21 protein-coding genes are annotated in these 24,797 nt (G+C 64.7%); 13 read left to right on the top strand and 8 right to left on the bottom strand.

What is annotated here, in order from left to right; translation table 11 throughout:
• The first annotated feature begins 36 nt into the window (after positions 1 to 36).
• Together A3E1_RS0135845 and A3E1_RS0135840 are read left to right on the top strand one after the other, a co-directional pair.
• Positions 37 to 819 carry a crotonase/enoyl-CoA hydratase family protein gene (locus A3E1_RS0135845; protein ID WP_020525659.1) on the top strand — a complete coding sequence of 261 codons (783 nt, stop codon included), beginning with the start codon at positions 37 to 39 and terminating at the stop codon, positions 817 to 819.
• Positions 820 to 909: 90 nt separating this feature from the next.
• Complete coding sequence (locus A3E1_RS0135840; protein WP_157631952.1) at positions 910 to 4,164, top strand: S8 family serine peptidase; 3,255 nt, start codon at positions 910 to 912, stop codon at positions 4,162 to 4,164.
• 21 nt (positions 4,165 to 4,185) lie between these two features.
• Here the strand turns inward: A3E1_RS0135840 and A3E1_RS0135835 are convergent, their stop codons facing one another.
• Entirely contained in the window at positions 4,186 to 5,751 is a 1,566-nt protein-coding gene (locus A3E1_RS0135835) for an acyl-CoA synthetase (protein WP_051105247.1), read from the bottom strand.
• 36 nt (positions 5,752 to 5,787) lie between these two features.
• Here A3E1_RS0135835 and A3E1_RS0135830 point away from each other — a divergent pair, with 36 nt between their 5' ends.
• The 4 genes from A3E1_RS0135830 to A3E1_RS0135815 are packed head-to-tail and all read left to right on the top strand — an operon-like array spanning position 5,788 to position 10,271.
• Entirely contained in the window at positions 5,788 to 6,732 is a 945-nt protein-coding gene (locus tag A3E1_RS0135830; RefSeq protein WP_020525656.1) for a Zn-ribbon domain-containing OB-fold protein, read from the top strand.
• Between the two features lie 6 nt (positions 6,733 to 6,738).
• Positions 6,739 to 7,788, top strand: coding sequence for a thiolase domain-containing protein (locus A3E1_RS0135825; RefSeq protein WP_020525655.1), 1,050 nt, complete (start codon positions 6,739 to 6,741; stop codon positions 7,786 to 7,788).
• The gene (locus A3E1_RS0135820; protein WP_020525654.1) at positions 7,785 to 8,945 is read left to right on the top strand and encodes a thiolase domain-containing protein; all 1,161 of its coding nucleotides are present in this window, start codon (positions 7,785 to 7,787) and stop codon (positions 8,943 to 8,945) included. The genes A3E1_RS0135825 and A3E1_RS0135820 overlap by 4 nt, the downstream gene beginning before the upstream one ends.
• A 30-nt stretch (positions 8,946 to 8,975) precedes the next feature.
• Positions 8,976 to 10,271 (top strand): GMC oxidoreductase, encoded by a 1,296-nt coding sequence (locus A3E1_RS0135815; RefSeq protein WP_020525653.1) that lies wholly within the window; start codon positions 8,976 to 8,978, stop codon positions 10,269 to 10,271.
• A gap of 19 nt (positions 10,272 to 10,290) precedes the next feature.
• Here the strand turns inward: A3E1_RS0135815 and A3E1_RS0135810 are convergent, their stop codons facing one another.
• Positions 10,291 to 12,000 (bottom strand): right-handed parallel beta-helix repeat-containing protein, encoded by a 1,710-nt coding sequence (locus A3E1_RS0135810; protein ID WP_020525652.1) that lies wholly within the window; start codon positions 11,998 to 12,000, stop codon positions 10,291 to 10,293.
• A gap of 121 nt (positions 12,001 to 12,121) precedes the next feature.
• Positions 12,122 to 13,357: a cytochrome P450 gene (locus tag A3E1_RS0135805; RefSeq protein ID WP_020525651.1), complete on the bottom strand. Its 1,236-nt coding sequence runs from the start codon at positions 13,355 to 13,357 to the stop codon at positions 12,122 to 12,124.
• Positions 13,358 to 13,459: 102 nt separating this feature from the next.
• On the opposite strand from A3E1_RS0135805, the gene A3E1_RS0135800 reads away from it, so the two are divergent.
• A complete protein-coding gene (locus tag A3E1_RS0135800) occupies positions 13,460 to 14,578 on the top strand; it encodes a steroid 3-ketoacyl-CoA thiolase (protein ID WP_026209156.1) in 1,119 nt (372 codons plus the stop codon).
• On the opposite strand, the gene A3E1_RS0135795 is transcribed toward A3E1_RS0135800, so the two are convergent.
• Together A3E1_RS0135795 and A3E1_RS0135790 are read right to left on the bottom strand one after the other, a co-directional pair.
• Positions 14,575 to 15,336, bottom strand: coding sequence for an SDR family oxidoreductase (locus A3E1_RS0135795; RefSeq protein ID WP_020525649.1), 762 nt, complete (start codon positions 15,334 to 15,336; stop codon positions 14,575 to 14,577). The two genes, A3E1_RS0135800 and A3E1_RS0135795, sit on opposite strands and share 4 nt — an antisense overlap.
• Positions 15,333 to 16,478, bottom strand: coding sequence for an acyl-CoA dehydrogenase family protein (locus A3E1_RS0135790; RefSeq protein WP_020525648.1), 1,146 nt, complete (start codon positions 16,476 to 16,478; stop codon positions 15,333 to 15,335). The genes A3E1_RS0135795 and A3E1_RS0135790 overlap by 4 nt, the downstream gene beginning before the upstream one ends.
• A 64-nt stretch (positions 16,479 to 16,542) precedes the next feature.
• On the opposite strand from A3E1_RS0135790, the gene A3E1_RS0135785 reads away from it, so the two are divergent.
• The 6 genes from A3E1_RS0135785 to A3E1_RS43885 all read left to right on the top strand — a co-directional run bounded on the left by A3E1_RS0135785 (position 16,543) and on the right by A3E1_RS43885 (position 22,535).
• Entirely contained in the window at positions 16,543 to 17,967 is a 1,425-nt protein-coding gene (locus A3E1_RS0135785) for an AMP-binding protein (protein ID WP_083929784.1), read from the top strand.
• Complete coding sequence (locus A3E1_RS0135780; protein WP_020525646.1) at positions 17,964 to 18,791, top strand: enoyl-CoA hydratase; 828 nt, start codon at positions 17,964 to 17,966, stop codon at positions 18,789 to 18,791. Before A3E1_RS0135785 ends, A3E1_RS0135780 begins: the two co-directional genes overlap by 4 nt.
• 90 nt (positions 18,792 to 18,881) lie before the next feature.
• Positions 18,882 to 19,976, top strand: a complete 1,095-nt coding sequence (locus A3E1_RS0135775; RefSeq protein WP_026209154.1) for an acyl-CoA dehydrogenase family protein — start codon at positions 18,882 to 18,884, stop codon at positions 19,974 to 19,976.
• Complete coding sequence (locus tag A3E1_RS0135770) at positions 19,973 to 20,932, top strand: acyl-CoA dehydrogenase family protein (RefSeq protein ID WP_026209153.1); 960 nt, start codon at positions 19,973 to 19,975, stop codon at positions 20,930 to 20,932. Before A3E1_RS0135775 ends, A3E1_RS0135770 begins: the two co-directional genes overlap by 4 nt.
• Positions 20,929 to 21,897: an acyl-CoA dehydrogenase family protein gene (locus tag A3E1_RS0135765; RefSeq protein WP_020525643.1), complete on the top strand. Its 969-nt coding sequence runs from the start codon at positions 20,929 to 20,931 to the stop codon at positions 21,895 to 21,897. The genes A3E1_RS0135770 and A3E1_RS0135765 overlap by 4 nt, the downstream gene beginning before the upstream one ends.
• An 11-nt stretch (positions 21,898 to 21,908) precedes the next feature.
• Entirely contained in the window at positions 21,909 to 22,535 is a 627-nt protein-coding gene (locus A3E1_RS43885) for a hypothetical protein (RefSeq protein ID WP_020525642.1), read from the top strand.
• Here A3E1_RS43885 and hsaB read toward each other — a convergent pair.
• From hsaB to hsaD, 3 genes are read right to left on the bottom strand one after another with little or no spacing between them, the layout of a single operon-like run.
• The gene (hsaB, locus tag A3E1_RS0135755; protein WP_026209152.1) at positions 22,532 to 23,077 is read right to left on the bottom strand and encodes a 3-hydroxy-9,10-secoandrosta-1,3,5(10)-triene-9,17-dione monooxygenase reductase subunit; all 546 of its coding nucleotides are present in this window, start codon (positions 23,075 to 23,077) and stop codon (positions 22,532 to 22,534) included. The genes A3E1_RS43885 and hsaB overlap by 4 nt on opposite strands.
• Positions 23,077 to 23,985 (bottom strand): iron-dependent extradiol dioxygenase HsaC, encoded by a 909-nt coding sequence (hsaC, locus tag A3E1_RS0135750; protein WP_020525640.1) that lies wholly within the window; start codon positions 23,983 to 23,985, stop codon positions 23,077 to 23,079. Before hsaC ends, hsaB begins: the two co-directional genes overlap by 1 nt.
• Positions 23,982 to 24,797: a 4,5:9,10-diseco-3-hydroxy-5,9,17-trioxoandrosta-1(10),2-diene-4-oate hydrolase gene (gene hsaD, locus A3E1_RS0135745; protein ID WP_020525639.1), complete on the bottom strand. Its 816-nt coding sequence runs from the start codon at positions 24,795 to 24,797 to the stop codon at positions 23,982 to 23,984. Before hsaD ends, hsaC begins: the two co-directional genes overlap by 4 nt.

The raw sequence follows: 24,797 nt of genomic DNA, 5'->3' as shown, positions 1-24,797 counted from the left end.
CGTGTCTAGCCCCGTAGGTCTCGAATGGAGCTTCAAATGCCGCATGCCTTGGTGGAGCAGCAAGGTCACGTCCTAATCGTCACGATGAACCGGCCTGAAGCACGCAACGCTCTTTCCGGCGAAATGATGGCCATCATGCGCGAGGCCTGGGACCGCGTCGACAGCGATCCGGAGATCCGGGTGTGCATCCTGACCGGCGCTGGCGGAGCGTTCTGCGCGGGCGCTGACCTGAAGGCGATGACGAGCATGCACCCTGGCGACCAGTTCAGCGGCGGTGGCTGGGACCTGTCCGTCATTGAGGGCCTATTGAAGGGCCGCCGCCTGACCAAGCCGCTCATCGCCGCCGTTGAGGGCCCAGCCATCGCGGGTGGCACCGAGATCCTGCAGGCGACCGACATTCGCGTCGCGGGCGAAAGCGCCAGGTTTGGCGTGTCCGAGCCACGCTGGGGGCTGTTCCCACTTGGCGGCTCGGCCGTGCGGCTGCCCCGCCAGATTCCCTACACCGTGGCGGCCGACCTGCTGCTGACGGGCCGCCACATCAAGGCTCCCGAGGCCAAGGAACTCGGCCTCATCGGGCACGTCGTCCCCGACGGGGAGGCGCTGGCCAAGGCTATGGAGCTGGCCGAGATGATCGCGGCGAACGGTCCGCTGGCGGTGCAGGCGATCCTGAAAACGATCCGCGAGACAGAAGGCATGCCTGAAAACGAAGCCTTCAAGATCGAGGCCGGCATCGGCATGGCCGTGTTCACCAGCGAAGACGCCAAGGAAGGCCCGAGGGCGTTCGCCGAGAAACGCAAACCGGTCTTTCGAGGGCAGTAAATACTTGCAACCATCACTACCCCCTGTGCGTCTATCTACTTAGGACCGTCCGGCTGGACGGTCCTAACTGCCTATATGGGGGAGGTCATCGTGCGACAACGTCGCATGCTCGGCGCCGTATCGGTTGCCGTGCTCACCGCATCGATCTTGACTGGCAGTCCGGGGGTGAGCGCGCCGGGGCAGGCGGCGCCAGCCGCCGTACAGGCGCCGTCCCGCTGGGAAGCGCCACGGACCGTCACACTGATCAGCGGCGACCGGATTACCGTGCACGGCAACGGAAAGCTATCCATGCAGCCACGAAAGGGTGTGCACTTCCTTAAGTATTCTGCCAACAACCACCAGTACGTGATCCCGTCCGACGCCATTTCTCTGCTGCGCGGCGACCGGCTCGACCTTCGGCTCTTCGACCTCACCGGCTTGCTGGAAGCCGGATATGACAAACGCGACGGGCTCTCGGTCATCGTGACCGGTTCCGCCTCAGCCCGGGCGATCGCACCCTCTGGCCTGAAGGTTTCGCGCCAGCTCCCGGTGGTCCGGGGGTTTGCCGCTTCGGGGAACGCGGGACAGCTCAAGGCGTACTGGCAAAGTTTGCAGACCGCGCAGGCACTGCGAGCCGGTGGCGAAAAGATCTGGCTCGACGGTGTTCGCAAGCCGCTCCTGGACGTGAGCGTCCCGCAGGTCGGGGCACCAGCGGCCTGGCAGGCCGGGCTCGATGGCACTGGCGTCAAGGTCGCCGTGCTCGACACCGGCATCGATTCGGCGCACCCGGATCTCGCGGGCAAAGTCGTTGCGGCTCAAAACTTCGCGGCGGAGGCCGAAGAGCACCTCGACCTGGTCGGGCACGGAACACACGTGGCCTCAACGGTCGCTGGCACCGGAGCGGCTTCGGGCGGCAAGTACAAGGGTGTCGCACCGGGTGCGAGTTTGCTCGACGGCAAGGTCTGTGCGCGATTCGGCTGCATGGAGTCCTGGATTCTGGGCGGCATGCAATGGGCCGCTGAGTCAGGCGCCCAGGTGGTCAACATGAGTCTGGGTGGCAGTGACGGCCCGGAGATCGATCCCATCGAGGCGGCGGTCAACGACCTCACGGCTCAGTTCGGGACGCTCTTCGTCATCGCGTCAGGCAACTCTGGTAACGGTGGCCCCTACACCCTGAGCTCCCCCGCTAGCGCCGAAGCGGCTCTTGCCGTTGGCGCTGTGTACAAGGACGACAAACTCGCCGAGTTCTCCAGCCGTGGCCCGCGCATAGGCGACGGCGCTGTCAAGCCTGAGATCACCGCGCCGGGCGTGCAGATCGCCGCCGCGAAGAGCAAGGACGGTCTTGGCTTGCCGGCCGGTTCCTACTTCACCGCATCTGGCACCTCGATGGCGACGCCACACGTCGCTGGTGCCGCCGCGATCGTCACCCAGCAGCATCCACAATGGACAGCCGCGCAGCGCAAAGCCGCGCTGACGAGTGCGGCGAACCCCAACTCCACCAACACTTCCTTCGAACAGGGCGCTGGCCGCCTGGACGTCGCGCGGGCGACCACCGCGACGGTCGTGGCCGTCGATCCGGTGGCGAGCTTTGGCATCCAGCCGTTCCCGCACGATGACGACCCCATTCTGAACAAGACCGTTACCTACCAAAACAATGGCACGGCGGCGGTAACGCTCAACCTCACCCTGAGCAACACCTACGGCGGGATCTTCTCGCTGAGCGCTAGCTCAGTGACCGTTGCGGCCGGCGGCACCGCCTCCGTGACGCTGACAAGCAACACCCGTAATGGCACCGTCCACGGCGCTATTGGCGGCACGCTAACCGCTTCCGCTGACGGGGTACGCGTTCAGGTGCCCTATGGCGTGGACCGGGAAGAGCAGAAGTACACGATCGACCTCAACCACATAAGCCGAGACGGGCAGCCAGCCGACTTCTACTTCACCGTCGCCATCAACTTGGAGACAGGCAAGAACGTCATCCTCATTGGCGATGAAAGCAACACCGAACGGCAACTGCGCCTTGTCGGTGGCGTGTACACGATCTTCAGCTGGGTCGATGACCTATCCGAAGAAGGCGAATACCTCGGCACCGCTCAGTTGCTATGGCCCAAGCTCAGCGTCAGTGGCGACCAAGACGTCGCGATGGACGCCAGACTCGGGCGTGGCCTCAACATCACGTTGCCCCACGCCGGGGTGGTTCCCGAATTTGGCGATATCACGGGGAGAGTTGAGCACAATGGACGGTCGGTCACCATCGGAGTCTCCGGCGACGTCGCCGGCCTGCTCAGTGCCCACCTCGGCCCGAAGCCGGTAGCGGGTGTTTCCAGCCAGGTGCAGGCCATCGCCGTAGTTATGACGCCTGAGCAGGAACTCAAATCGATGTACAACGTCGGCTGGTACATCAACGACGGAACGTTCGTCACCGGGTTCACCAAGAACGTCCAGGCATCCGAGCTTGCCGCGGTCAAGTACAGCGCCGCTAAGCATTCCGCGGATCTGGGCGAGATCTTCCAGTACCCGGAGCTGCCCGCAGGCGGCTTTGGTATTGGCTTCGTCGCCGCGCTTCCGCAAGAGCGCACCGACTACCTGCTCGGTGGACTGGAATACACCACCGAATTCACCGATCTCGTCGAGAACGACGAGGGCTGGTACGACCCGGTGTCGTGGCAAGTCTCAGCCCCAACGGCCTACCCGGCCGGGCGAACCAGCCACGAAAAGTTCAACAGCGGCGTCTTCGGCACCACGTTCCCAAAGTCGAGGTGGCCGGACGCGTGGATCACCCGGATCGAGGACACCATCGTCGTCAGCCCACCGTTGTTCAGCGACAGTGGCGGGCACGCTGGGTTCGGCGTGTACACCAAGGCACGGACCGCGTTGTACCGCAACGGAACCCTCGTCGCCGAGGACCCGTCGCCGTATGGCTACTACGAGGTGCCCGCCGAGCAGGCTGCCTACCGCCTCGAGTCGCACATCGAGCGCTCTGCCCGGTTGTCCACCAAGGTAACCAGTACGTGGACCTTCTCCTCGGCCACGACAACGGACTGGAAGCAGCTGCCCGTTTCCGCGGTCAGTTTCTCGCCACAGCTCAGTGCCGATAACACCGCTCAAGCCGGGGCGCTGATGCTCATCCCGGCCAAGGTGTGGCAGCAAGAAGGTGCCAAGCGCGTGAAGACCTTCGGGCTGCAAGTGTCCTTTGACGACGGTCAGACGTGGGCCAAGGCTCCCGTCATCTCCGTGCTCGGAGTTCATTACGTGATCGTGAAGAACCCCAAGACGGCCGGTTTCGTCTCGCTGCGCACGTCAGCGGTGGACGCGGCTGGTAACAAGTTCGACCAGACCATCATCCGCGCCTACGAAGTGAAGTAACGCCCCGCTGGGCGTGGCCGCCTAAATCTGGCGGTCACGCCCGGCCCAGTAGGGATCGCGCAGCCGGCGCTTGTAGAGCTTTCCGTTAGGGTCACGGGGCAGCTCAGCCGTGTAGTCGATGCTCTTGGGCAGCTTGAACTTGGCGACCCGCTCACCGAGGAACGCCAGCAGTTCCCGCGTCAGCTCAGCTCCAGCCTCCACCCCATCGATGGGCTGAACGACCGCCTTGATTTCCTCGCCCCACTCCTCATGCGGGATGCCGAACACGGCCACATCAGCAACCTTGGGGTGACACGACAACTCGCCTTCGATCTCGGCCGGGTAGATGTTCACGCCGCCCGAGATGATGAGGTCGCTGCCCCGGTCGCACAGGAATAGGTAGCCGTCTTCGTCCAGGTAGCCGATGTCACCAACGGTGAACAGGTTGCCCACACGGGCTTTGCGTGTCTTGTCTTCATCTTTGTGGTACTCGAAAGTGGACGTCCCCATCCGCATGAAGACCTGGCCAGGCTCACCGACGGGCATGTCTTCACCCGCCTCGTCGAGCACCCGGATTTCCGAGCCCGGCCACGCCTTGCCGACGGATCCCGGCTTACGCAGCCATTCCTCGGCCATGATGGACGTCCCGCCGCCTTCACTGGCCGCGTAGTACTCGATGACGACCGGTCCCCACCAATCCAGCATCTGCCGCTTCACCTCGTGCGGGCATGGCGCCGCCCCGTGGATCGCTTGCCGCATGGACGAGACGTCATAGCGGTCGCGCACCTCTTGGGGAAGGTTCAGCAAACGGCGGAACTGCGTCGGCACCATATGCGTGTGGGTGACCCGGTGCTCGTCGATCAGCCGCAACATCTCCTCCGGCTCCCAGCGGTCCATCAGGACGGTCTTGTGTCCTAACTGGAGCGAGATGCTGACGAAGTTGAGCACAGCCGTGTGATACAGCGGAGAACCGCAAATGTGCACGTGATTGTCGAAGGGCTTGATACCGAACAGCCCGAAGAACCACAGCGCGGTCGGCGGCACGACGTCGGGGTCAGCACCCGTGAGCGGCCGCCGTACGCCCTTCGGCCGCCCTGAGGTCCCCGAGGTGTAGACCATCGGCGCCCCGGCTGTCCGGTCCCCTGGACGGTCCGTAGACCCATCGTCACCGAGACCCTCAAGCGACCGCTCTCCGGCGTAGAAGTTCGAAACTCCAGACAGTTCTGCCGCCTTGGCTGCCTCTTCGGCGAACCGTTCACTGGACACGAACACCTTCGCGCCACTGTCGGTGATGATGTGCGCCATCTCGGCGGCCACCAAGTGCCAGTTCAGCGGGACGAAGTAGAGCCCTGTCTGCAGAGCGGCGAAATAGACCGCGAGGAGTTGCGCCCCGTTGGGCAGCAGCACCGCGACACTGTCGCCGGCGGTCAGTCCCAGGGAGCGAAATCCCCGGCCGTAACGGTTGGCCAGACCGGCAAGCTCGCCGTAGGTTACGGCGGTGCCATCAGGCTCGACGACAGCGATAGCTTCACTTTGATCCCGGGCGATGTTCCAGAGTCCTGTCACGCGCCAAATATAGAACTCGTTACAACAGCTAACAACAGGCATTGCCTAACCAAATAGGAACGTGTTTCACTCTTCGGCATGGGCATGCCGCTCCAGGCTCCGATGGAGATTAGCTTCGACTACACCCGGTCACTCGGTCCTGTCCTGGGACCGTTCATGACCGCGCTGGCTGAGCGCCGGATCCTTGGCTCACGTGGCTCCGATGGCCGTGTGCACGCTCCGGCGATCGAATACGACCCGGTGACCTTCGAACCACTGACCGAACTGGTTGAAGTGGCCTCGACCGGCACCGTGCTCAGCTGGTCGTGGATGCCGGATCCCTTCGATGGCCAGCCGCTGGACCGTCCGTTCGCGTGGGCGCTGATCCTGCTTGATGGCGCTGACACCCCGATGCTGCACGCCGTGGACGCGGGCTCGCCCGAAAACATCAGCACCGGCATGCGGGTGCAAGCCCGCTGGGCAGCGGCCCGGACCGGCAGCATTCGCGACATCGAGTGCTTCGCTGAGCCCGGTGAGCCTGACGAGCCCGGTGAGCGGGTGGAACCGGTGACGATGGTGACCACTCCCATCCGCTTGCGCTATCAGCATTCCGCCTCGCCGCAGGAGAGTGCTTACCTGCGCGCTCTAGCCGAGGGCCGCCTGGTGGCACAGCGCTGCCCCGCTTGCACCAAGGTCTACCTTCCGCCTCGCGGCGCCTGCCCCACCTGCGGCGTGCCGACCGAAGAAGAGGTCGAGCTGACCGGCACCGCAACGGTCACCACCTTCTGCATCGTGAACGTTCCCTTTCCAGGGCAACGGACCAAACCCCCTTATGTGTACGCCTCAATCGTGGTCGATGGCACGGATATCCCGATGCTGCACCTCATTCTCGGCTGCCCCGCCGATGAGGTTCGCATGGGCATGCGTGTGGAGGCCGTGTGGAAGCCCCAAGAGCAGTGGGGAATGAGCCCGGAAAACATCGACCACTTCCGGCCGGCCGATGAGCCGGACGCGCCGTTCGAGTCCTACGCCCATCACCTGTGAGGAAACGTGGAAGTCGCTGTCATCGGCTTTGCCCAGGCACCTAACCAGCGCCACGGCCAGACCACCACCAACGGGGTGGAAATGCTGGTGCCGCTGTTCCAGGAGTTGCTCACGAGCAGGGGTCTGTCCCGAAAGGACATTGGCTTTTGGTGCTCGGGATCGTCTGACTACCTGGCCGGGCGGGCGTTCTCCTTCGTCACGGCAGTCGATGCCATCGGGGCCTGGCCGCCCACGATGGAGTCACATGTCGAGATGGACGCCGCCTGGGCGCTCTATGAGGCGTGGGTGAAACTCCTTACCGGCGAAGCGGATACGGCGCTGGTCTACGGCTTCGGCAAATCCTCGGCGGGCAACTTGCGCCGGGTCATGGCGTTGCAACTCGACCCCTACCTGGTCGCCCCGCTGTGGCCCGACTCGGTCAGCATCGCCGCGCTGCAAGCCCGCCTTGGCATGCAGGCCGGACTGTGGAGCGAGAAGGAAATGGCCGACGTGGCAGTCCGCAGCCGCGCGGCCGCTCTGTCCAACCCGGCCGCGCAGATCTCCGGTCACGTCAACGTCGAAGACCTGTTGAGCCAGCCGTTCGTGGCCGACCCCCTGCGCGCGCACGACTGCGCCCCGATAACGGACGGTGCCGCGGCCGTGTTGCTGGCCACTGGCGACCGCGCCCGCGAGCTGTGCGAGCGGCCCGCCTGGATCACCGGATTCGCCCACCGGGTCGACACGCAAAACATCGGCTTGCGTGACCTGACCACTTCTGTCTCGGCGGCCAAGGCCGCGGCGGACGCCAATGTGGACGGAATCGACGTGGCCGAGATCCACGCCCCGTTCACGCATCAGGACATCTTGCTGCGCAACGCGATGGGGCTCGACTCTTCCGTCGTGATGAATCCCTCTGGCGGCGCGCTGTGTGGCAACCCGATGTTCGCGGCCGGATTGGCCCGCATCGGTTCTGCCGCCACGGAAATCATGGCTGGACGAGCCGGGCGGGCGCTCGGTCACGCGACCAGCGGGCCAGCACTGCAACAAAACCTTGTTTGTGTCCTGGAGGGCCGATGAAGCTGCAGGCCGCCGTGCTCGGCACCGGGCAGACGCACCACACGACCCGGCGCACCGACGTCTCGATCGCCGGGCTATGCCGCGAAGCTATCGATCGCGCCATGGCAGACGCCGAGACGTCCTGGGATCAGATCGACGCGGTGGTGCTGGGCAAGGCACCCGACCTGTTCGAGGGCGTCATGATGCCAGAGCTGTTCCTGGCTGACGCCATCGGCGCGACGGGCAAACCGTTGCTGCGCGTGCACACGGCTGGTTCCGTGGGCGGGGCGACCGGCATCGTGGCGAGCAGTCTCGTGCGCTCCGGTGTCCACAAACGAGTGCTAGCGATCGCGTTCGAGAAGCAGTCCGAGTCCAACGCGATGTGGGCGCTGTCCATCAATCCTCCGTTCACCATGCCTTTGGGCGCTGGCGCTGGCGGATACTTCGCGCCGCACATGCGTGCCTACATCCGGCGTTCCGGTGCGCCACAGCATATTGGCGCCATGGTCGCGGTCAAGGACCGCCGCAACGGCAGCCGCAATCCCTTCGCCCACTTGCGGCAGCCTGACATCACGATGGAATCGGTCCAGGCCTCGCCGATGCTGTGGGATCCGATCCGGATGGATGAGACGTGCCCTTCTTCTGATGGTGCCTGCGCCATGGTCATTGGCGATGTGGCTGCCGCGAAGGCATCAAGCAGGCCGGTCGCCTGGATTCACGCGACCGCTATGCGCACGGAGGCAACGTTTTTCGCTGGCAAGGATCACGTCAACCCGCAAGCGGGCCGTGACGCCGCGGCCGCGCTATGGAAAGACGCGGGTATCACCGACCCGCTCAAAGAGATCGACGCTGCCGAGATCTACGTTCCGTTCTCGTGGTTTGAGCCCATGTGGCTGGAAAACCTGGGCTTCGCTCCAGACGGTACGGGCTGGAAGCTCACCGAGGCTGGCGACACCGAAATCGGCGGGCGGCTCCCTGTTAATCCCTCCGGTGGCGTGATGTGTTCCAACCCGATCGGCGCCTCAGGCCTGCTCCGGTTCGCCGAAGCGGCGATGCAGGTGATGGGCCGGGCTGGCGACCATCAGGTGCCTGACGCGCGAAAGGCGCTGGGCCACGCCTACGGAGGCGGATCGCAATTCTTCTCGATGTGGGTGGTCGGCGCCGCACCGCTTGCCTAAGCCACTCCCCCGTCCCTGGGAGGTAAAGCTATGCCGCACCTCAATGTCAGCAGGCGCAACCTCATGCAAGCCACCGCCCTCGGAGCCGGCGCGGCGGTCGCCTTAACAGATCAGGCAATAGCGGCTCCAAAAGGTAAGAGCGCCATCGTCATCGGCAGTGGATTCGGCGGGGCCGTGGCGGCCTTTCGCCTTGGCCAGGCCGGCTTCAGCACAACGGTGCTCGAGCGCGGTGACATCGGTGAAGTGACAGAGACCAAAGGCGAGGGTCTCAGTGTGCTCAACGCGGCCGGCCTCGGTGGCGGATCTTCGTTGGGCACGTTTTCACTAGCGCAACCGCGCCGGGCGGAGTGGCAAGACGCCTACCCCGCCGAGGTCTCCTACGACCTCATGGACTCGACATACTGGCCGCGTGCCCGCAAGAACCTGGGCGCCAAGGTTTCCAAGGCCAAGGGCGGATGGCGGGAAGACGTGGCCGCTTTCAGCGGCGGTCAGGCCGACATTCCGTTCAGTAGCACCGGTTTGGACCAGACCTATCTCGCGTGGGCGCAAGCGACGGGCAACGTGGCCCTGCTCGCCAACCACGAGGTGACAGAAATTCACGAGATGGCGAACGGGTTCGAGGTTCGCTGCCACGACAAGACGTTCCGCGCGGATTACCTGTTCATGGCGGCCGGAGCGGTCCACACGACGTCTCTGCTGGTAACCGCGAGGGAGCAAGGCTGGCTTCCTAAACTGCGTGCCGCGGCTGGACAGGGCTTCGGCAACAATGGTGACTTCTTCTTGGCCCGCCTTAACGTCCGTCATGACGCGGGCGACGATGTCGCGCTCTATGACGACGGCAATCCCTTCGCCAAGGCCGCGATGACCCTCGCCCCAGCGAAACTGCCGGCGTGGGCGGGCCGTGCCGCGGCTCACGTCGTGACGAGCATGGCACCCGAGCGAGGCGAGATCCGGTTCAACCGCGAAACCAGCAGCGCCAGCGTCTACTGGCCCTACGGTGTCATGGAAACCAAGGGCGAGAAGGCGGCCCAGGATCTGGCCACGCGACTGTGGTGGGAAGCGGGCGGACGCAAAGGCAAGCTGCTCAGCGGTTTGCCGAGTTATGACCGCGAAGCAGGACTCGGCGCGGCGACGACCTGGCACCCCCTCGGCGGCATGGTCATGGGACAGAGCACCGACTTCTCCGGACGTTCGCTTGACTACGCGAACCTCTACTGTGTCGACGGTTCGGTCCTGCCTGGCACGTCAAGCCTGGGCAGCCCAGCTCTCATCATCACCGCTAACGCCGAACGCTGCCTGGATCTGTTCCTCGCCCAGCACGCCTGACATCACGCTCTTTGGCCGCTCACAACTCCAGTGAGCGGCCACTTAGCTTGCGGCGGGTCACGATCAGGAGCACGGCGCCGGCGAGGAGTACCAGCCCTCCAAAAAGAATGATGGTCCGGGCGTCGGGACCGGTGACCGGAAGGCCACCACCGCCGCCACCGCCAGTCTCGGCGATCTCGGCCGAGCCGGCCTCGCAACCCGGCCCCTGCGGCCGCGCTAGACCGCGCTGATCAATGGTCAAGACGGTGCACGCAGCGGCCGGCACGAGCCCGAGGGCTGGGCTAGTCGCTTCGGGGAGCCTGGTCTTCGTCGCCCCGCCATTGTCTTGCAGCGGCCCAAGTTTGGGATCGCCCGCGTTGGTTAGATCTCCCGGCCCTCCGACGAAAGCGCAGGACGTGTCGCCGCCAACGTTGTAGCCGCTCGACAATGTCGTGCCCGAGATAGCGCAGTCATCACCGCCGCCGGCGGCGCTGGCCACGGTCGACGCGAACGCGTTCAGGTCTTCACCCGTGCCGATGTTCGCACCGGCCGGGGCGGAGTTGCGGGTGATCGTGGCGTGCTGCAGGAAGATATCGCCCGTCGCGGTGAAGATCCCGCCTCCGGTGACTGCGGCGGTGTTGCCGTCCACTGTGGAGTTCCCGGCGCGCACCTCACCGGTTGCCGCGAAAACGGCACCGCCACGGCCATCCATGCCATTGGCGGCGTTGCCGGAAAACGTGGACCGGTTCAGCAGAATCTGGGCCGCAGGCGCCTCGGGGCTCAGCTCAAGGATGAAGACGCCGAGGCCGCCGCCTGCTCCCGTTTTGGTGTTGGACGCCACCGTGGAGTTGTCGATCGAGATGTGTAGATCGTCGGACGCCTCGTCCTGGTCCACATTGACCACCACGCCGCCAGCGTTGCCGCTGATCACCGAGTCGGTGACTTCAAGGTGGCCGCAGGCCGAGCAGATCACGCCGACCCCACCGTTGCCGGTGATCTCGCTGTCGCTGATCGTGAAAAGGCCCTCACCTTGGCCGGTGGTGCTCAGGCCATCGGTTCCGTTGCCCTGCACGGTCGAGCCGGAAACAGTGAGCGCGCCGTCGATGAGGCCGGCACCGCGCAACGTGTTGCCGGTCAAGGTGCTTCCGGTAAGGGAGACGCTGCCGAGGGAAACCCGCACACCGGTGCCCGTGTTTGGCCCGACGGTCGAGTCGATGAGATATAGCGCCGGCCCCATCGCGAACATGTCGTCACTGGACAGGACCGCGCCGCCGCCCGCGTCGTTGCCGCTGACAGTCACGCCCTGCAACGTCAGGTCATTCGCCCAGGCGACCGCGGCACCCACGATCTGCTCACCGCTGGTGAGCGTGAGCGATTGCAGCACGACCCCGGAGGTGCCATTGATCGCGTGCAGGAGGCGCTGCGACGCACAGGTCTGCTCGATCGTCGCGGAGTTGCCCGCGATAGTGAGCACCTGCGCCCCGGTGTAATCGAGGTCGCCGCTGGCGTTGGCGTCTTCGTCAGCCCCGCACAGGGACAGCGAATAGGTTCCCGCGGCCAGTTCGATGGTGGTCGCCTCAGCCGCGGCGTTCGCCTGGCTGATCGCCTCACGCAGTGAGGTCAGCCCGTCGCCGCCATCAACCACGTCATTGGCCGTGGTAACCGTGATCGTCGCGGCGTAGGCAGGAGCGGCCATGCCGAGGACCCCTGCCGCGGACACGGCAGCCACGATGAGCGCAAAGCGTCGCATCCGCTCAGCCTGCACCAAGATCGCAGCTCACACCATCCATGCCACGCCGGAGAAAGGTGCCGACATGGGGGCGGCCGCTTGCCTATTGGGGGAGGCAAGCGGCCGGGGCAGAGCAGAGGTCCTAGTTGTACTCAACCCGCATTTCCTTGATGCCATTGAGCCAGCCTGAGCGCAGGCGGCGTGGCTCGGCAACCTTGCGGATATTGGGCATGTGGTCAGCGACCGCGTTGAAGATCAGATCGATCTGCAACCGGGCGAGGTTGGCACCCAGGCAGAAGTGCGCCCCGCTGCCACCGAATCCCAGATGTGGGTTGGGGTTACGCATAATGTCAAACTTCGTGGGCTCGTCGAAGACTTCTTCATCGAAGTTGGCTGACCGGTAGAAGATGCCGACCCGGTCGCCCTTCTTGATCTGCTGACCGCGCAGCTCGGTGTCCATTTTCGCGGTCCGCTGGAAGACGGTCACCGGGGTGGCCCAGCGCACGATCTCGTCGGGCGCGGTGCGCGGGCGCTGTTCCTTGAACAACTCCCACTGTTCGGGGTTGTCGAGGAAAGCGTTCATGCCGTGCGAGATCGAGTTACGCGTCGTCTCGTTACCGGCGACAGCCAAGATTATGACGAAGAAGCCGAACTCGTCGGCGGTCAGGTGGCCACCGTCCACTTCGGCGTGCACCAGCTTGGTAACGATGTCATCCATCGGGCAGGCTTTGCGTTCTTCGGCCATCGCCATGCTGTAGCCGAGGATCTCCATCGCCGAGTTCAGCGGGTCGTGATCGGCGGAGTATTCCGGGTCGTCGTAACCAATCATCTGGTTCGACCAGTCAAAGATCTTGTGCCGGTCTTGCTGTGGCACGCCAAGCAGTTCCGCGATCGCCTGCAGCGGAAGCTCACAAGCGACGTCGGTGACGAATTCGCCGGTGCCCTTCTCCACCGCCTCTCGCGCGATCTTCTGCGCGCGGTCGTTCAGCGTCTCGCGCAGTGCGTTGATGGCGCGTGGCGTGAACCCACGCGACACGATGCCGCGCAGCTTGGTGTGTTCCGGTGGGTCGATGTTGAGCAGCACGAAGCGCTGCAGCTCAATCTGCTCACGCGTCATCAGGTCCGGGTTGAACCGGATGATCGCGGTGTTCTCCCACGTGCCGTAGATGTCGCTGTTGCGCGACACCTCCATCACGTCGGCATGCTTGGTAACAACCCAGTAGCCTTCGTCGTCAAAGGCCGAGATGCCACGGGGCTGCTTGTTCCACCAGACCGGCGCGGTCCGCCGCATCTCGGCGAACTCCTCATCGGGCACGCGGTGTTCATATATGGCGGGGTCACTGAAGTCGAATCCCTCGGGGATACGCGGCTCAGCCATAGCTGCCTCCCTGCAACACGTTCTAATGATTCCAGCACATTGAGCGGCTCACGTAAACGACAAAGTTTGCTCAAAATCAGAACACGTTCTAATATTTGGCCCGTGGGTAACCCGGTGATAGTGGAAGCTGTTCGGACACCTATCGGAAAACGCGGCGGCTGGTTGTCTGACCTGCACGCCGCCGAGATCCTTGGCGCGGCACAACGTGGGCTGATCGAGCGAGCGGGCATCGACCCCGCCATCGTGGAACAGGCCGCGGGTGGCTGCGTGACCCAGGCTGGCGAACAGTCGAATAACGTGACCCGCACAGCGTGGCTGCATAGCGGTCTGCCGCAGCAAACCGGGTGCTTCACCCTCGACGCCCAGTGTGGATCAGCTCAGCACGCCGCTCACCTCATCGCCGGGCTGATCTCAGCAGGGGCGATCAAAGCCGGCATCGCCTGCGGCGTCGAGGCCATGAGCCGCGTGCCATTGCGTGCCAACATCGGCACCGACGCTGGCATGCCACGACCGTCTTCATGGGACATTGACCTGCCCAATCAGTACCAGGCCGCCGAACGCATCGCACAGCGGCGCGGGATCACCCGGGCCGACATCGACCACTTTGGTGTCCGCTCACAGCAGTTAGCCGCTCAGGCGTGGACCGAAAACCGGTTCGAGCGTGAAGTCATCCCGGTCGGCGAGGTCAAGCGGGACCAGGGCATGCGCGACACCACCTTCGAAGGGCTCAGTGCGCTCAAGCCCGTGCTGGAAGACGGTATGCACACGGCCGGGACGGCGTCACAGATCTCCGACGGAGCAGCCGCCGTTTTGCTGATGGACGAAGACTACGCACGGGCGCTGGGATTGCGGCCGCGCGCGCGGATCATCGCGCAGGCTCTGGTGGGTGCCGAGCCTTACTACCACTTGGACGGACCGGTCTCGGCCACGGAACGCGTGCTGGCCCAGGCCGGCATGAGCATCGGTGACCTGGATCTGTTTGAGGTCAACGAAGCCTTCGCGAGCGTTGTGCTGTCGTGGATGTCTGTCCACCAGCCAGACCCGGCGAAGGTCAACGTCAACGGCGGGGCCATCGCTCTGGGACATCCCGTTGGCAGCACCGGTTCCCGGCTCATCACGACCGCGCTGCACGAGCTGGAACGCCGCGACGCTTCGACCGCTCTGATCACCATGTGCGCCGGCGGCGCGATGGCCACCGGCAGCATCATCGAACGTCTCTAGGCGTGCTGCGAACTCACGGAAATCACTTCGCCCGTTAGGTACGACGCGAGGTCGCTGGCTAGGAACACCATGACGTTAGCGACCTCCCACGGCTCAGCCGAGCGGCCAAACGCTTCCTGCTTTTCCAGCGATGCCAGCAGTTCCTCGCTCGTGACCTTCGCCAGGAACGGGTGCATGGCGATGCTGGGAGCGACAGCGTTGATGCGAATCCCGTGCGAGGCGACATCCAAAGCAGAGCAACGGGTTAGCGCCATGACGCCGGCTTTGGCCGCGGCGTAGTGCGCTTGCCCGGCCTGGGCACGCCACCCGAGGACGCTGGCGTTGTTGACGATCGCTCCCCCGTCGCCTTGTGCCACCATCTGTTTGAGCGCCGCCCGCGTGCAGCGGAACGTGCCGGTGAGGGTGATATCAAGCACCCGTTGCCATTCCTCATCGGACATGTCGAGGACTGACTTGGTACCCCCAAGGCCCGCATTGTTTATCAAAACGTCGAGCCGCCCGAAGCGTTGCACCGCGCCGTCGATCAGCGCCTGCACCTGCTCCTGCGCCGTCACATCGCACGCGACGGAGAAGACCCGGTCGCCGAAGCTGACCGCCAATTCCTCACGAGTGGACTCGAGCCGTGCTTCGTGACGATCGCTGATAACGACACTGGCGCCTTCTTCCAGGCAGCGAAGTGCCGCGGCGGAGCCGATCCCGGTCCCGGCCGACGCCGTGATCACGACGACCTTGCCGGTCAACAGGTCATGGGATTTCACACGCGCTCCTGACGGGGAAGGCCAAGCACGCGCTCGGCGATAATGTTGCGCTGGATCTCATCGGAGCCGCCGTATATGGTTTCCGCCCGGCCAAACAGATACAGGCTTTGCCACTCGTCGAGTTCATAGGGAAGGCCCCGAGTCACCATCGAGGACGGCCCCATCACTTCCATGGCAAGCTCGCCCAGGCCTTGGTGCCACTTGCCCCACACGAGTTTGGCGACGCTCGCCTCAAATCCCGGCTTCTCGATCGCGAGCGTACGCAACGTGTGCGCCCGCAAGACTTCCAGCCCGACCCAGGCACGGGTCAGCTTGCCCCGGATCACGGGATCGTCGATCGTCCCGTTGGCACGAGCCATGGCCACGATCCCGGAAAGCTCACGGCGGAACCGCACCTGGTGCCCAAGCATGGCCACCCCGCGCTCGAATCCGAGCGTTGCCATGGCGATGCGCCAGCCTTGGCCCGGCTCGCCCACGACGAGATCGCGTGCCGTGCGCGCTTCGTCGAAGAACACTTCGTTGAATTCGCTCGTGCCGGTCAGCTGCTTGATAGGACGGACCGTCACGCCGGGCTGCCGCATGGGAACGAGCAGATAGGACAAGCCGTGATGGCGTTTGGACCCGGGCTCGGTGCGCGTGATGACGAAGCACCAGTCGCTCACGTGCGCCAGCGACGTCCAGATCTTCTGTCCGGTGATGACCCATTCGTCGCCATCGAGAACGCCTTTGGTGGCAACGGAAGCCAGGTCTGACCCGGCACCCGGCTCGGAATAGCCCTGACACCACATCTCGGTCGCGTTCTTGATGCCGGGCAGGAAGCGCTCCTGCTGTGCCGGGGTGCCAAAGGCGATCAGGGTCGGCGCCAGCAGGCCCTCGCCCACAACGGCAACGCGTGCCGGGGCACCGGCCAACGCGTATTCCTCGTGGAAAATCATCTGCTGCGACAGCGGAAGGTCCCGCCCGCCAAGTGCGGTGGGCCAGCCGAGGCAGGTCCAATTTGCCCGGGCCAGCACGCGTTCCCACTCGAGGCGCTCAGCGAACGCTTCGTGCTCCCGCCCGGGTCCGCCCACGTCAACGAGTTCCGGTGGAAGGTTTTCGGCCAGCCACTGGCGGATTTGTTGCCGAAACTCCTCGTCCTGCATAGGCTCACCCTACCAAGCACTTGCTTGTTTGGAGGAGAGGGTGAATCTCACCATTCCCGCCGCGATGGCAAGAGCGGCAAGCGAATTCGGCGCGGCCGAGGCGATAGCCGAGCCGGGCGGCCCCCGCATGACCTATGCCGCCCTGTTCGAGCAGGTGCAGCGGGTCGCCGGGGGCTGGCATGCGGCTGGTGTGATGCCGGGCGACCGCGTCGCGATCTGGGCGCCCAACACGGCTAACTGGGTGCTGGCCGCTTTAGGCGCGCTTTGCGCCGGTGCGGTGCTCGTGCCTATCAACACGCGTTACACGGCGCCCGAAGCACAGGACATCATTTCGCGTACCAACGCCAAAGCGCTTTATGTCGTCAAGGATTTCCTTGGGCGCGACCGTGCCGCGGAGCTCGCCGATCCGCCAGCCGTGATCTGGCACGAGCCGCACTTTGGCGACCCGTTTCTCGCCGATGTGAGCCCTGACGACGTGTGCGACATCCTGTTCACGTCTGGCACGACTGGGCGCAGCAAGGGAGCGATGAGTGCGCACAGGCAATCGCTGAGTGTCGCGCAGGCGTGGGCAGAGTGCGGCGAACTGTCCAAAGACGACAGATACCTCGTCATCAACCCGTTCTTCCACAGCTTCGGGTACAAAGCGGGGGTTCTGGCCTGTCTGCTGACCGGTGCCACGATGGTGCCGCAGCTGCTCTTTGACGTGCCCGAGGCGATGCGGCTCGTGGCGGCCGAACGCATCACGGTCCTGCCCGGCCCACCCACGATCTACCAGACGATCCTCGACCATCCTGATCGGTCCACTTTGGACCTGTCGAGCCTTCGCCTTGCCGTGACCGGAGCGGCCACCGTTCCGGTCGCGCTGATCGAACGCATGCAACGGGAACTGAGCTTCCGCACCGTGCTGACCGCCTATGGCATGACCGAAGCGGTCGTCATCACGATGTGCCGTCCCGGTGACGATCCGCAGCTCATCAGCACCACCTCGGGCCGGGCGACGGCGGGCTTCGAGGTGAGGCTCGGGGAACATGACGAGATTCTGGTGCGCGGGCCAAACGTGATGCTCGGTTACCTTGACGATCCGGCCGAGACGGCCAAAGCTATTGACACGCAAGGCTGGCTGCACACCGGAGACGTCGGCAAGCTCGACGACGGCGGCTATCTCACGATTACCGACCGCCTCAAAGACATGTACATCTGCGGCGGTTTCAATGTGTACCCAGCTGAGGTGGAGCAAGTCATCGCACGCTTGGAAGGCGTGGCGGAAAACGTGGTCATCGGCATCGCTGATCACCGCCTCGGCGAAGTCGGCAAGGCCTTCGTCGTGCCGCGGCCCGGCTTTTCTCTTACCGAGCAAGAGGTCATCGAGCACTGCCGTGCCAGCCTCGCCAACTACAAGCTGCCGCGGCAGGTCGAGTTTCGCGCCGACCTGCCCCGCAACACGACCGGCAAGCCTCTCAAACGGCTGCTGCGGGAGGAGACGAAATGACGGTTCGCTATGAGGTCCGGGGCAGCGCGGCTGTTATCACTATGGACCGCCCGGAATTCCGCAACGCGCAGAACTCCAAGATGACCTATGCGCTCGACGCGGCGTTCACGCGAGCTGTCGATGACCCAGCCGCCAAGGTAATCGTGCTGGCCGGAGCGGGAGACCACTTCTCGGCCGGTCACGACATCGGCACCCCCGGACGCGACGTCGACGAATCCTTTGAGCGCAAAGCCATCACGTGGTGGGATCACACCACGCGCGACGGTGCCGACCGGCGCATGTCCCGCGAACTCGAGGTCTACCTCGGCATGTGCCGCCGCTGGCGCGACATCCCCAAGCCCAGCATCGCGATGGTGCAAGGCGCCTGCATCGCGGGCGGCCTCATGCTCGCGTGGGTCTGCGATCTGATCGTCGCCTCCGAGGACGCCTTCTTCTCCGACCCGGTCGTCAAGATGGGCATTCCCGGTGTTGAATACTTCGCCCACCCTTGGATGACAAACCCCAGATTTGCCAAAGAAATGCTCTTCACTGGTACTAGGTTCAGCGCGCAGCGCGCCTACGAGGTCGGCATGATCAACCGTGTCGTTCCCCGCCCCGAGCTGGAAAGCGCCACTTTGGAGCTAGCCGAGTCGATCGCCAAGATGCCCGCCTTCGGGCTGGCGCTCACTAAACGGGCCGTCAATCAGTGTGAGGACCAGATGGGCATGCGCTCAGGGATGGACTCGGTGTTCGGCCTGCACCACGTCGCCCACTCCCACAACGCGGAGGTCTCAGCGGACTCGCTCGGGGGCATGAACGCCCAGGCGATGAAGGCAGCGTCCTAAGTGGACCGCTTGTCCTACGACGCCGCCGCGGGCACCACTCCTTCGGCCACCGCTAGCGCGGGCGAGGCGCGAGGTGACGCGGCACGTGGTGTGACACCCGGGTTCCGCGATGAGGTGCGCGCGTTTCTGTCCGAACATGCGCCGCATGGCTTGCCATCGCTGGACACGGCGGAAGGCAATCTGCTGCACCGCGAGTGGGAACGCCAACTCTATGACGCCCGGCTCGCGGCCGTTTCCTGGCCGGCCGAGTTCGGTGGGCGGGACGCCTCGCTGATGGACTGGCTGACGTTCGAAGAAGAGTACTGGGCGGCCGACGCTCCGATCCGGGTCGGCCAGAACGGGCTGTTTCTCCTAGCGCCAACACTGTTCGCGCACGGGACGGCGGAGCAGCTGGCCAGGCATCTGCCGGGGATGGCCCGGGCCGATGACGTCTGGGCCCAGGCGTGGTCAGAGCCGGAAGCGGGCAGCGACTTGGCGGCTATCCGGTCGGCAGCCACCAAAGTGGACGGTGGCTGGACCTTGCACGGGCAGAAGACGTGGAGCAGCCGGGCCGCGTTCGCCGACAAGGCTTTTGGGCTCTTCCGCTCCTCCGGCGAGCGCCACCGCGGGCTCACCTATGTGATGTTCGAGTTACGCCAGCCGGGCGTGACGGTCCGTCCTATTGAGCAGCTGAATGGGGAAACGGGCTTCGCCGAGATCTTCCTCGATGGCGCCTTCGTGGCCGATGAAGACGTCATCGGGGAACCAGGCGAAGGCTGGAAAATCGCCATGGGCACGGCAAGCCACGAACGCGGGCTTTCGCTGCGCAGCCCGGGGCGGTTCGTCGCGACGGCCCGCCGCCTGATCGCGCTGTGGCGTGAGCACGGGTCCGATCCGCTGCTTCGGGATCGCGTCGCTGACTGCTGGATCAAGGCACACGCCTATCAGCAGCACACGTTCCAGACGGTGGCCAGGCTGAACGCGGGCGGGCACCTGGGCGCGGAATCCAGCGCTGGCAAAGTGTTCTGGTCCGAGTTGGACATAGCGTTGCACGAGACAGCACTCGACGTGCTCGGTCCGTCAGCGGAGCTGGCGAACCGGTGGACGGATGGCTACCTCTTCTCGCTCGCGGGCACCATCTACGCCGGCACCAATGAGGTGCAGCGCAACGTCATCGCCGAACGACTGCTAGGGCTGCCCCGATGAACCCTGAACAGGAACAGTTCCGCTCTTCGTTACATAGCTTGCTCGCTGCCTCAGACGTCCCGTCGATAGCGCGGGCGTGGGCGGCCGGCTCCTGCGAGCCCGGCCTTGCCATGTGGCGCAAGCTGGCCGACCTCGGCGTCACCGCTCTGGCGATCCCCGCCGAATACGACGGTCTCGAAGCGACCGCGACAGACCTCGTGATCGCGTTCGAGGAGCTAGGACACCACGCCGTCCCCGGCCCCGCGATTGAATCCGTCGCGGTTGTCCCCTCGCTGATCCTTTCCCGCCTGCCGGAAACCGCCGCAGATCCCGCCGTTGCCCGCGCTTCCGACGTGGCCTCGCTAGCCTCGCAATGGTTGCCACGCTTCGCCTCCGGCGAGACGCTAGCCACGCTAGCCTGGCCGCCACATCAACCTTTCGCCGTGGACGCCCACATCGCAGCGCTTCCCTTCGGCGGCACCCCAGGCGAAACTGTCGCTTCCGTCGACCCCACCCGCCACCTAAGCCACATCGAGAGCGAACATTTCATTGGCGGCCGAAATGACAGGGCGTTTGACCTGGGCGCATTGGCCTGTGCCGCGCAGTTGACCGGCCTCGGGCAGGCGATGCTGGATCTGTCCGTGGCTTATGTGCAGCAGCGAGTCCAGTTTGGACAGCCGGTCGGGAAGTTCCAGGCGGTCAAGCACCATCTCGCTGACGTGCGGATCGCTCTGGACTTCGCCCGGCCGCTGGTTTACAGTGCGGCTGAATCGCTGGCGCCACAGGACATTTCCGCTGCCAAGGTGGCTGCTAGCGCGGCGGCTCAACTCGCGGCGCGCTCCGGTCTTCAGGTGCACGGCGCAATCGCGTACACCCGAGAATATGACTTTAGTCTTTGGCTCGTGAAGGCCAGAGCACTCCTCCCGGCCTGGGGCACCGCGTCCTGGCATCGCAATCGGCTACTGGAGTCACTGTGAACGAGCTTGAAGCCCTTCGTGACGCGGTTCGCTCGCTGCTGGCGACCGGCGATGACGCCTGGCCGAGGCTGGCCAAGGAGATTGGTGTCGCTGGCCTGCTCATCCCGGAGGAATCCGGTGGTGCGGGGGCCGGCCTGGCCGAAGCATGTGTCGTGCTTGAAGAACTGGGTGCCGTCCTTTCCGCAGCGCCCATGCTCGGCTCGGCAATCCTTGCCACGCAGGCGATTCTGCTGACAGAAAACCACGACTTGCTGCCTGAGCTAGCTTCCGGCGAGGTGACCGCATCGCTCGCCTGGACAGACGGCAATGGCAGGTGGGAGCCAGAAACGGTCGCGTTCACCGCCGAAGACGGTCGTCTTACCGGTGAGGCGCATTTCGTGCTCGCCGGAGACGTGACGCTTGCCCTGGCGCACCTGACTTACGGCGGCATCGGCCTGTTCCGGGTCGACGTTTCGCCTGAGCCGGTCGCGACGATGGACGAGACCCGCCCCCTCGGCGTGCTGCGACTAGACCACACGCCGGCCGAGTTCATTGGTGCGCCTAATGTGGCGCGGCTGCGGGATGTCGCGTGTGTGGCCCTCGCCGCGGAGCAAACCGGTGCGGCCGCCCGCGCCCTGCAGATCACCGTCGACTATGTTCAAACACGGGTCCAGTTTGGCCGGTCAATTGGGAGTTTCCAGGCGATTCAGCACCGGCTGGCCGACCTGTTTGTCCTTGTCGAGACGGCACGCTCGGCCTACCTAGCCGCGCTCGATGGGCGGCCCGACAGTGCCGCGGTCGCCCGTGTCCACTGCACGGAGGCGCTCAATGCCGTTGCGGCACAGATGATTCAGCTGCACGGCGGCATCGGCATCACCTGGGAACACGACGCTCACCGCTACTTCAAACGTGCACACAGCGCCGCCCAGTTGTTCGGGTCAGCTTCGGCTCATCTGAATCGCCTGGAATCGTCGGCTCTGAGCTAAGCTCCCGGGTCATGGGTATCGGCTTTAAGACATCCTGGATCGCCGTGCGCGATCGCACCCCGGCGGAAGTCGCTGACGTGCTGCGTCTGGCTGACCGCGAGGAGGCCAGCTGGGCCGTGGGCACCGAGCGTGCCTACCGCGATGGCCTCTTTGTTGGTGCTCCGGTTGACGGCTGGACCCTGGCGCACAGTCGCATCGACTTCGACGATGCCGTTGGCGGCGGTCCGATCAACGTGCCGAAATGGCTTGCCCGCCTGAGCGAACAGCTCGGCGAGGTCCAGTTCTTCAGCACCCACCGCGTGTCTGATTACTACGCGTGGGGACGCGCGATCGACGGCAGCGTTACGCGCGCTGTGGTGTGGGGCGACGGATCGGTCACCATTTGCGAAGGTGTGCCGACCGAGGAAGAGCACCAGCTCGGCATCGGCATCGCGTCCGCTGCGGAAGCCAACGACGACGAGAACTACACCGCGGTGCCGCGCGAGGGCACCATCATGGAGCTGGCCGCGCTTTGGAGCGTCAACCCCACCGCGATTGACGACGCCGACGTTGCCACCAACGGGATCTTGGGTAAGCCGCCGGAGTCACCCGAAACCGCCAAGTTCAAGGCTTCGCTGGCTCAGCTGCGCCGGACCTAAATCCAGTCGGTGTGCCGCGCCCACGAAAGCAGGGTGTCCACGACCTCTGGTGGTCCGGGCACCGGGTCGGGAACCGTTGAGCTGTAACGCCCGCGATAGAACAGCAACGGCCGCTCGTCGCGGATCGGGCCCAGTTCGAGGACCCGGCCAACGACGATGAAGTGGTCGCCGGCCTCCGTCGCTTTCTCGATGGCACAGTCGATCCAGGTGAGCGCACCATCCAAAATGGGCAGACCGCCCGGCGACGGTTTCCAGGTGACGCTGGCGAACTTGTCCGCGCCGGCGGTCCCGAAAATGCGGGAAGTCTCGCGCTGCGACTCCGCGAGCACGTTGACACAGAACGAGCCTGCCCGCTCAATGCGCTGCCACGTCGAGGATTTCGTGCCGGGGCAAAACAGCACCAAGGGCGGATCGAGCGACAGAGCCGCGAAGGCCTGACAGGCGAAACCGACCGGAACGCCTGCTTCCACACTGGTCACCACGGTGACGCCGGTGCAGAAGTGTCCTAACACCTGGCGAAACCGGTCGGGTTCTATAGTCATCAGTGGTGCCCGCCGCCGGCGGCGAATTTGTGGCCCCACACGCTGATCGCCGTGGTTTCCCGGCTGATCCAGGCGACGTCGTTGACGAGCATGCCGCCGGTGCCGTATTCGATGTCGAATCCGCCTGGCGTCTTCACGTAGAACGACACCATGTGGTCGTTGGTGTGCTTGCCGAGCGATGCCGAGGGCTCGATTCCGTTGCGCAGACAGCGGTCTAGCGCTTGCCCGACGCCGTCAAGCGAATCCACTTCGATCATGAGGTGGATGATGCCGCTGGGGAACGGAATCGGGCCGTAAGCCAGCGAGTGATGCCGCTCGTTGACACCGAGGAACCGCATCCACAAAGGAGGCATGTCAGCTGGGGCACCGAACGCACGCGGATCCATGCGCATCGAGTCACGCAGCTTGAACCCCATCACGTTGCTGTAGAAGTCAAGCGCCTTGTCGTCTTCCAGCGCTGGAAGCACGACGTGGCCCATGCCCAGGTCACCCGTGACGAACTTTGTCCCATAAGGACTGACGAACGGCCGCTTCGCCAGTGCCGCGCCCCAGAAGACCTCGTGGCCATTGCCGAGAGGGTCCGTGAAGTGCACCATCCCCAGCACCCGGCGGTCCGCCAGCTCCTCAGCCGAGGCGTCCTTCACCGCGATGCCAGCGCTTTCCAGCTTTTCCCGAACGGCGGCAAGCTCAGCGGCGGACGCGACTTCCCAGCCCGACGCCGTCAAGCGGTCTTCGGAACCAGGCTCGACGACGATCCGTGCCGGAAAGTCATCCATGCGCAAGTAGACGGCGTCGGCGTTGGGGCCCTTGCCTTCCACCATGCCAAGGATCTTCGTGCCGAACTCCCGCCAGGCACCGGTGTCGGTCGCGGACACCCGGAGGTAGCCCAGTGATCTGATGCCGGTCATGCTGCATTCCCCTTCAGAAAGTCGATCGCGAGCCGGTTGAATTCGTGGAACTTCTCCAACTGGGCCCAGTGCCCGCACTTGCCAAAGACGTGCAGCTGAGCGTTCTTCATCGTCTTGAGTGCCATCAGCGCACCGTCGAGCGGATTGACCCGGTCCTCGCGTCCCCAGATCAGCAGCGTCTCGTGCTTGACGCGGTGCGCCTCGCGCCAGAGCATGCCTTGTTCGGCAGTCGCGTGGTCCAAGAAGGACTTGCCCATCGCATACATCGCCTTGAGCGCTTCGGGAGAGGCCGCCGAGGCGAACCGTTCCTCAATCAGCTCATCGGTCACCAGAGACTGGTCGTAGACAAGCGTCTTGAGGAAGACCGCCAGCTTCTCCTTGGACGGCCCGGGCGGAGCCGAGAACTCGAAGAGACGCTTGGTTCCTTCGGTCGGATCCGGCGAGAAAACGTTGATACTCAACCCACCCGGGCCCATCAGGACCAAACGGTCCGTGCGGGTGGGGTGGCGCAACGCGAAACGAACCGCCGTGCCGCCACCGAGGGAGTTGCCGATCAGATGTGCCTTCTCGATGCCCAGATCGTCAAGGAGCGCCACCAAGGCGTCGGCCGCGTAGGTGAAATAGTGTCCCTCCACCTGCGACATCGCCATCGACTGGCCGAAACACGGCTGGTCGACGAGGATCGCCCGGAAATGCTCAGCGAACACCGGGAAGTTGGGGCCGAAGTTGCTGCGGCCCGTGGCACCCGGACCGCCACCGTGCAGGAACACCACGGGAGCGCCGGTGCCGGCTTCTTCGAAGTGCAGCTTCAT

Source organism: Catelliglobosispora koreensis DSM 44566 (genome assembly GCF_000379685.1).
Taxonomy (GTDB): Bacteria; Actinomycetota; Actinomycetes; order Mycobacteriales; family Micromonosporaceae; genus Catelliglobosispora; species Catelliglobosispora koreensis.
The sequence above is the reverse complement of the archived record's forward strand: the minus strand, read 5'-3'. Positions and strand labels throughout refer to the sequence as shown.